6 protein-coding genes are annotated in these 8,910 nt (G+C 45.6%); all 6 read right to left on the reverse strand.

Annotation, left to right across the window (positions count from 1 at the left end; genetic code table 11):
* On the reverse strand, window positions 1–1,362 hold a 1,362-nt coding region (locus AC1DWN_RS21035; RefSeq protein ID WP_477560860.1), incomplete at its 3' end, for an ABC transporter substrate-binding protein.
* A gap of 372 nt (window positions 1,363–1,734) precedes the next feature.
* Window positions 1,735–2,700, reverse strand: coding sequence for a carbohydrate ABC transporter permease (locus AC1DWN_RS21040; protein WP_477560861.1), 966 nt, complete (start codon window positions 2,698–2,700; stop codon window positions 1,735–1,737).
* A gap of 14 nt (window positions 2,701–2,714) precedes the next feature.
* On the reverse strand, window positions 2,715–3,587 hold the full coding sequence (locus AC1DWN_RS21045; RefSeq protein WP_477560862.1) for a carbohydrate ABC transporter permease: 873 nt from the start codon (window positions 3,585–3,587) through the stop codon (window positions 2,715–2,717).
* A gap of 1 nt (window position 3,588) precedes the next feature.
* Entirely contained in the window at window positions 3,589–5,859 is a 2,271-nt protein-coding gene (locus AC1DWN_RS21050; protein ID WP_477560864.1) for a DUF5696 domain-containing protein, read from the reverse strand.
* Window positions 5,859–7,973: a YIP1 family protein gene (locus AC1DWN_RS21055; RefSeq protein ID WP_477560863.1), complete on the reverse strand. Its 2,115-nt coding sequence runs from the start codon at window positions 7,971–7,973 to the stop codon at window positions 5,859–5,861. Before AC1DWN_RS21055 ends, AC1DWN_RS21050 begins: the two co-directional genes overlap by 1 nt.
* A 24-nt stretch (window positions 7,974–7,997) precedes the next feature.
* Window positions 7,998–8,852, reverse strand: coding sequence for a carbohydrate ABC transporter permease (locus AC1DWN_RS21060; protein ID WP_477560865.1), 855 nt, complete (start codon window positions 8,850–8,852; stop codon window positions 7,998–8,000).
* Window positions 8,853–8,910 lie beyond the last annotated feature (58 nt).

Below are 8,910 nucleotides of genomic sequence, written 5' to 3' on the forward strand. Positions count from 1 at the left end.
CTCTTTCACTTTAATCGTATAGTCTTCGTCCATTTTTCTTAAGAACGTAACGACATCTTCTTTGGACGTTATGAATTCGGCAGCCTTTTCGGCTACATAGTTCTCACCGTAGTAAAGGGCATCCGGACCGAACGGGGAGTACACTGGGTCAGCTTTTGTACCTGAATAAACGCCTTGTAAATTGTATTGCTTATTGCTGCCTGACATTTGAATTTCGGCAAACTGAACAGCAAGGTCCGGATCACCAAGCGGAGAAGGTGAGCCTGTGTGATGCAGCATTGTTTGATGCTCTTTGGAAGCGAGGAATGCGATCACATCAAACGCCTCATTCAGATGCTCACTGTTCGGATTAACACTCACTGCAAGAGGCGCGTAGTTTGGAGTAATATCCGGCTGGTCGGCCCAACCCGGAACTTTTACCATATCGAAGTTGAGCCCTTTGGTACCATGTAACCCACCTAAATTGGTAATGGATAGAATTGCCATTGCGGTTGTTTGGTTCTGGAAATACAAGTCTTCTTCCTTCTCTACATCCCAGTTTCCAGGGATACTGCGCAACTTATCAAGTAAATCGAAATATTTCTTGAACTTCGGTTCTTTGGAGAACAGCACTTCGCCCGACTGCGGATCCGTGCCGAGTACTGAAAGCTCCATAAAGGGCATCGATAAGCCATTTTTCGCTATTCCGTGGTACTTGACTCCATCTTTTTCTCCTGTCAGTTTCTTGGTCAGGTCAATAACTTCTTCCCAGGTAATTCCGTCCTTCGGATAAGAAACACCAAATTGATCGAAAATCGATTTGTTATAAAAAAGCGCTACCTGAACATCTTCCATAGGAAATCCCAATAAACGGTTTCCGCCATCAGGATCACGCACCCGCATCGATTCGAGCACACCCGGCCGGAATGCCGATAAGTCAACGTTCTTTTGCACCGCCAGATCATCCAGCGGATATAGTAACTCCATGTCCTTCAGAACTTCAAAGCCGCCGGTGGTCAATAGAATATCTGGATTTTCCTTCGCGGCGAACGTTTCCTCTAACTCTTGCTTGCCGACCCATTTGCTGATGAGTTCGATCTTGATGTTAGGGAACTTCTCTTCGACAAACGGCTTCACCCGCGCTTCAAACTCCCCACCCCAAGGCGCCATAAATTTTAACGTAATCTGCTCTTTCTTGGGTTCCGGTTCTGTCACGGCTGGTTTGTCTTGATCGTCCTGCTTCGGAGTATCACTCGCAGCAGCAGAATTTTGCTCTTTATTAGTTGATTGGTCCCCTTCGGAGCTTTTGCTTGAACATGCCGAAAACGATGCTACGAGTAACATTAAGATCAGGATCAATGAAAGCATTTTTACCGATTTCATAATATGTATCCCCTCACTATTCAAATGTTTCGGTCCACTTACTTATTTCCCAATTCCTTATAACGCTATAGTCATATTCGTACAATTTTCTTAATCGACCGTTAGAAACTTCGRCTCTTTCGTATCGGGAGTTATCACAGGAATATGCTGCGACATCGAATTATTTTCACATATCGAATCACCCCCTTAACCGTAAAATACTCTGATGAAGATTGCACAAATCATAAGAGTCAAGGTGAAACGGCTGTCGCCGTCCTTATGGTGGTGGCGCGTTTCATTCCGGAGAAATATAGAGAAAGTATGGTAAAATGATATACTTTCCTATATTTGAACCGATCCGAGGCTTCTTGAAAGCCCCGGTTTCATATGTTCTTATTCAACCAAACCGGTACGCTCGACACTCTCAACAAAATAGCGCTGCGCGAACAAGTAGATTAGTAGCGGAGGCAAAATAACAAGGAAACTTGCCCCCATCTTGATCGGTTCGGCCAAAAATTCTGGAAACCCGCCTGCTTCAATAAACGCCGTCAAGTTTTGATCGATATAGGAGATTTTCAGCGACAGCGGCATATTTTCGCTTGCTCCGAGAAACATTCTCGGATAATACGTGTCATTCCACGTCCATACGAATGAGAACAAGAACACGACAAGTATAGCCGGCTTGGCCAAAGGAAACATAACCCGTACATAAAACTTCAATGCATTAGCGCCATCAATACGCGCCGCTTCTTCCAATGCCTTCGGCTGCGTCAAGAAAAACTGGCGGAAAATGATGACAAATAACGCACCCTTCACCCCGAAACCGAACACGGAAGGCAAGATCATCGTAAGCAGATGCCCGTTCAATCCAAGCTCCGTATACGCCATAATTGTCGGCAAAATGATGACTTGCGGTGGTATGATGAATGCTGATATGACAAGGAAAAAAGCTGTTTTTTTGAACGGAACATCAAGTCTTGCGAGTGCATAACCCGCAAGTCCACACGCGATGCAATGCAGCACTGCCGCCGTTACCGCGATAAACAAACTGATGGCAAGCGATCTCGGGTAATCAAGCAGCTTCCATGCTTCGGCTACATGGCCCAAATAGATGGAAGTTGGAATCCACGTCACGGTCGGATCGATCAAATCTTTGATGCTCATAACCATTTTCACGAGCATTTTAATCATCGGGTTCATATAAATGTAAGAAGTTATGATTAATACGGAATACAATCCCAATTTAAAAATAAGACCTTGATTGAATTCTCTGCCAAGCACCAAATACCGAATCTTGCTCACGCCGCGTTTCGTCGTCCAATTTTGTTTGACGCGCGTCGCTAAATTCGCCTTCATCATCCGCTTCCTCCCCCTTATCCTCGATCTGCTTTTGCATGTTTCCGATTTATTCTGCCATATAGCAAAATGACGAATCCAAGGAATGCAATAATAATCAAGAAGTAAATCCATGCCATCGCGCTGTTATAACCGTAATTGCCCGTAGTGATTAGCGAAATAACAGGGTTAGACGGGAACGTAAACATATCCACTACCGTATAAATCAGGTTCAGCAAAATAAATGGCGACATTGCCGGAAGCGTTATTTTCCAGAATACTTCCCACGGCGTTGCACCATCAATGCGAGCAGACTCGTAAGCAGAGATCGAAATCGTCTGAAGTCCGGCAATAAACAATAAAATTTGTACCCCGGAATACCATAAGACCAGAACAAAATGATTCATGACTTGCTTTACCGGTTTTGCCCATGAATTATCCCCAAGGAACATATCGATATAACCACCAACATTAAATCGTTCAAGGAAACCGAGGCTGCCTTCGCCTTGATTCATAAACGACATTAAGACGGCGCCCGTAGAGAATATAACCGGCAAGAAAAAAATCGCACGGAATATAAATCGTCCCGGAAGCTTCTGATTCAGCATGATCGCGATCATTAAGGCAAAAATAACGATAACCGGCACCATGAGGACGACTTCTTGGAAATAAGGAATCAATTGGTCGTATAAAGCCGAGCTGTTGAATAAGATTTCTTGATAATATTTCAAGCCAACAAAATCGTAAACGATTCTTTTCGGTAAAATTTTAACTTGATGAAAGCTCATATAAAGCGAGAAGAGCAGTGGGAATCCTAAAAAAGCGATAAATCCGATCAACCACGGCGCCATAAACAGCGTTCCTTCCAGCTTGCGGGACGTCCTGGCGGAAAGTATCCGTTTTCCTGCCATGTTACGAACCTCCTTGGTTGACGATGTAATTTTTCGCCTCGACAACATGGCTACCGACCGTAACCTTCTTATTGTTATAATTCACAATAATTTGTTTGCCGTTGCTATATGTCGTTTCATAAACCCCGCTCATCAATTCACGATGCCCTGTAATGAACTTGTCCTGCACATCACCGAGCGCTTCTTCGTATTTCTTGTATTGCGATTCTATCTCTTGTATCCAGTCGCTATAATTCGTGCTGTAAAATCGTTGTAAATTTAACGATTTTAGCAATTCCTCGGACTGAGCATAGGTTACGACGAAAGATGGGACAGCGCCGTACTCTATGCCTTTCAAGAAGCTCTCCCTGTAGTCATCACTCAAGTTGGCATAATTGAACGAATAAGTCGTTAGGCCATGAAGGGCGATTTGAGCAAAAGGAACTACGCGATCGACAAACAAATCATAAGAATAGGTGGATGGCAGGTTGTCCAAATGACTGATATATGGCAATGTATACGCGTTGCCTTGTGCAACTTGTACATCGCCGAGCGCCTCTTTCGTTTGCTCAAACAACTGGACCTGAATTTGCTTGGATTGCTCTCTGGTCGACAAATATTTTTCGTTATAGTCAGTATTTAAGACACTTCCGATTCCTTGACCGAGGAGGTAGCCGTCGATCCCAAGCGACTTCGCTTCCTTCAGATCATCTACAAAAACTTTCTCCATAAATCGGGGACTGACAACCGTACCTCTCCTCTCGATAATAGAGGAGCCCAGATCACGCAGACCGTCCCTTTTTTTTCGGAATCTATCCTTGCTACCACTATTAAAGGTATAGGAAGTTGCGTCAAGGTACACCGAAAGACCCTCTGAATGCGCATATTCGGCAAACCTCTTCATCCCGTCGTTGCCGCCAAGTTTTTTCGGAACAGGGAAAGCGCCGCCGTATTCGCTATAGCCGTCGTTTTGCCACCCAAGATAGGAAATGTCCATATCCTTCACGCCAACCGCGAGCAAATCCTGTACGATCTTGGCGGCCTCTTCCGTTGTAGTCAGCGGCAAATAAGAGTCCCATAAAAATCCGTCTTCCGTATCGCCGCCAAGCAGATGAAGCTGTAGCTTCAAATTGGCATTCGTCAGCGGTTTCATCCGGTATTCCTGCATCAAATGTGTACGATAGCGTTCGGCGAGCGTAACGTAACTGATCTCTTGGTTATTTTGTTCATCGATGAAGTAATAACGAGTCGCCCGATCCGACTTCGTAATAGCGGTACTATAAGTCAAATAGCCGTTAAGCCTCTTCGTATCGGTCGGCTGGAAAAACTTAAACCGGTATTGGTACTCGGGCGTCGCCCAATTGTATTGGCTGAACGAGCCTGAAGGCGCCGCAACAATGTTTGCATACTCTTCGCCTTCGGCAATGACGCCGAGTACCGCTTGTTTATTCGATTTCACCCCGAAAACCGGCAATGAAACCGGATTGCGGTCGGACATCGTGTTGCGGTTGCTGTATGCCCAGTCATCACCGTATGTGCGTTCCGAATATAGGTTCTGCGTACCCATGCGATGTTTTTTAAAGTCGAGCAGCACACCCGGACCGTCCGGAACAAACAAGAAGCCATCCTCATTATCGGACGTCTGCGCGCCCAGAAACGGAAATAAACGAATGGACGCCAGTCTGGCCTTCGGATCCTTCATATCTTTCGGGTACACCTTTTCATCAACTAAGCCATCCGCCAATATTTTCGTTTCGACGAAATCTTCACCGAGCTTCACTTCTACCGGAATAATGAAGCCGATATCTGGCATCTCATAACGGATTTTGAAACCGCTGTCCGTTTTTTCAAACTGTGAGACCGCCCCTCCTTGCGCAATTAAGTTCGATTCGATAAGCAAATCTTTGCGTGTATTGAACTCTAAATAACGGAACATAAAAGGAGAACCCAGATGAACTTTCCACGCATCTGTATTCAGCTCATCCTGCCAATTTTTCGAGTTCGGGAAGGAACGCCATATTTCTCCTGTTTGTTTACTTGTTACCGTAAAGTGTCCGGAGGTTGGGTCGACTTTGAGCTGCAGCCTTTCATTCTCGGCAATGGACTGGAACCGGGTTTCGTCTGGCAAGCTTCCGCTTTGTTTGGAAGCCGAGGCTATACGAACGCTAGACTTTGCCTTTGCGATCCGATCTGTAGAATCGGACTTTGCATAGATGAAGCTGCTGAGCATCGACGCGGATAAGATGCCGATCGCAGCGAATATTAGTAGTTTACCGGAGCGGAACAAGTGCATCACATCGACACCTCCTGATAAATGGTATAAACAAAGCTGAAAAATTCAGACAACAATCCGAACAAGATGAATATGACGACCCATAAGATAATCATCGTTAAGAACGTAAGCAAAATATTGACTACCGTTTCTCCGACACCATAGTTTTGCAGCGCCTGGATATTCCAGAAAAATAATAGYCCGCACCACAGCATCATTCCTGTCCCGATTGAGCCGTAAATCGACACTTCGCTAAGCGTAAATATATTTGAGAGGGCTGCCAGCGGTAGCCCCAGCAATACGACTGGAACTAACGAATATGAGCTTCCAACGAATACGTCCTTAAACCGTGCTTCTCCTTGCCGGATTGAACCGATCAAATAATTGCAAACGACCCAAGACAGCCACGTTGCCAAGAAGATCGTCAGCGTAGACGTCGAACCTTTGGCATAAACCGGAACCGGATTGAATGTAAAGCTTGTATAATACGACTTCACAAGAATCGTTCCGATCGTTAACAATAAAATGATGATGGCGCTCGTATAACCGCCTTTACTCAGAAAACGCAAATCGGCAAAGCCGTCCAGCGGATGCTTCAAAATATAAAACGCATGCTTCGCCTGCTGGTACCCTGTCTGGCGTTTCAGCCTGCTCATTTTCGGGATGACGCGGAACTTGAATTTTTTCTTCAAGAAAAAGAAAAGCCGTAACAAGATAACCGCGACAATCAAGCTGTTAGCGAGTGTGGAGAAGTTTGCTTGGAACCACTGCAAGCGAATTTGCCAGAATGAATCGGAGTATCCTGCACCATCGCCTGCAAGTTTAAACACATCCCTCGAGAGCTCATATTCGCCGCGGAAAAATGCAGCCTGGGCGAGTCCTTTATAGGCCGGAGAGAAGTGCGCGTTCAACTTCAGCACGTTGTCCCAATGTTTCTCCGCCTCCGAATATTTCCCTTCCTGCATCAGATTGTAAGCTTCATGAACTGCTGCGCCAAACTCGGTTGGTTCAAACACCTGGATGAGATTAAGCGCTTCGTCCAAAACATAAAGCTGACCTTTCGAATTGGTTTCTACCGAAACCGGAGCAGTCGTCAATCCGACAAGCGATTTTCCAACGACGGACCGTCCACTCCAATAGAAAAGCAAACTTCCGTTTGCATCATATTGGGAAATGATGTTCCGCGATTTATCAATAATCACCACGTTGCCGTTGCTGTCCACGGAAGCGTCCGTAATATCTGAAACCAGTTTGTCATCCTTTTTGTCCAGGTCGGTGAAAGATATCATATTTTTGTTGAACTTGATATCTTTCCATACGTTCTCTCCGCGAATGTTCATTTTTTTGATTTGTTCTGTTTCGGAACCGGAAACCGTATAGATGAAGCCTCGCGCATCGATATCGATGTTGCGGATCGAAACGGGCAGCAATCGCACTTGCCGACTTAACTGTTCCTTCGTATAAAACTGTCTGCGAATGATATCCATTGGAGTGACTTCTGTTTTATTCGTTCCGAAAAATTTATCGAATTTGCCTTCCGGGTTGAATTGGATGACGCCGTTATAGCTTCCTTTGGATACGACGTATATAAATCCGCGTTGGTCGATAACCATATTCGTCGGCTCGTAAACAAACGCTTCATTCACATACCTAGATTCCGGACGGCCTATTTCTCTTATCCATTCACCATGGCTGTTCAATTGGACAACCCGCTTGTTTCCCGTATCGGCGATATAGATATCTCCGTTCTCGGCAACAAATACACCTTGTGGCTGCTTCAGTGGACTTTCAGGCACGGTGATGATCTTGATAAGCTCTCCTTGCTCATTGAGATGAACAATTCGATTGTTGTCCGTATCGGCAATATACATATCATCGCCAGGCGCAATAAACAGATCCTGCGGTCGCTGCAGCGTTGTATACTCGACCTCGCCCTTATCACCCACGATTGGAATCTCATGCGCCAGAACGCCAGCCGGAGTATAGGCGGGTTGAGTCATTATCGTACGCCCGTAGCTGTTTTTCGTAAACGTTCGATAAGGCACATCGGCGAACGCTTCCATCGGGGATACTGTCAAAGAAATTAGAAAGACGAGCCAAAGCGAAAATTTACATTTGCCAAGATACTTGTACATAGCGTTACCTCCGTTCTCCTCTGCTTATTTAATCCCCGAATGCGCCATCGTCGCGATGACTTTTCGCTGGGAAATGATAAATACGACCAGAGGCGGGATAAACATGACCAATGCCCCAGCTGCAGCGGCTCCCTGTCTGGCTACAGAATTGGCAAGACCGGATGTTAATGTGCCCATATAGAACGGTAGCGTTTTCATCGCGTCTTCCTGCATGAACAAGGCTGATGTCTCCGTATTTCCCCACGCGGATTGAAAAGCTAGAATGGAAATCGTTGCAATTGCCGGATTGACGAGTGGGATCACGATACGCAAAAAAATGGTAAATTCTCGTGCACCGTCAATTTTGGCTGCTTCCATTAAGTCGCTCGGAATCTGGTCCATGAACTGTTTCAACAGGAACACACCGACTGGCAAAGCGACTAACGGCAGCACGTGACCAAGGTATGTATTCATAATGCCTAGGCTTTGGATCACGATAAAACGAGGGATCGCAACCGCCTCCGTTGCGAAAAGCAAAGCCAGCATAATAAGACCCAATACGATTTTCGATCCTGGAAACGGATGCTTCGACAGCGGGTAAGCGCACATCGCTCCAGTGACGACCATCGCAACGGTAGAAAGAAATGTTACTACGATGCTGTTAAATATATACCGGGAAACCGGAACAATGGTGGATTCAGATAAGGCAAGCAATTCCGAAAAATTGCTACTGGTAGGCTCCCTGACAAGAAAAGTCGGCGGAAATAGAAACAACTCATGTAACGGCTTGAACGCATGATTGAAAAGGTATACGAGCGGAAGAAGCATGAATACTGCAAGTGGCAACAATACAATGGCGATCCAGATCTGCGCTCGCTCAAGCAATCTTATCGCAATCACGAAATCATCCCACTTGATTGTTAATCTTCGCTTCAACACAATCAAACGATTTCCCTGC

The organism is Paenibacillus sp. P4_A7, from assembly GCF_056402455.1.

Bases quoted from the DNA above. Each gene is read 5' to 3' on its own strand.
- AC1DWN_RS21040 (WP_477560861.1), bottom strand. From the start codon at position 2,700: ATGATGAAGGCGAATTTAGCGACGCGCGTCAAACAAAATTGGACGACG.
- AC1DWN_RS21045 (WP_477560862.1), bottom strand. From the start codon at position 3,587: ATGGCAGGAAAACGGATACTTTCCGCCAGGACGTCCCGCAAGCTGGAA.
- AC1DWN_RS21050 (WP_477560864.1), bottom strand. From the start codon at position 5,859: ATGCACTTGTTCCGCTCCGGTAAACTACTAATATTCGCTGCGATCGGC.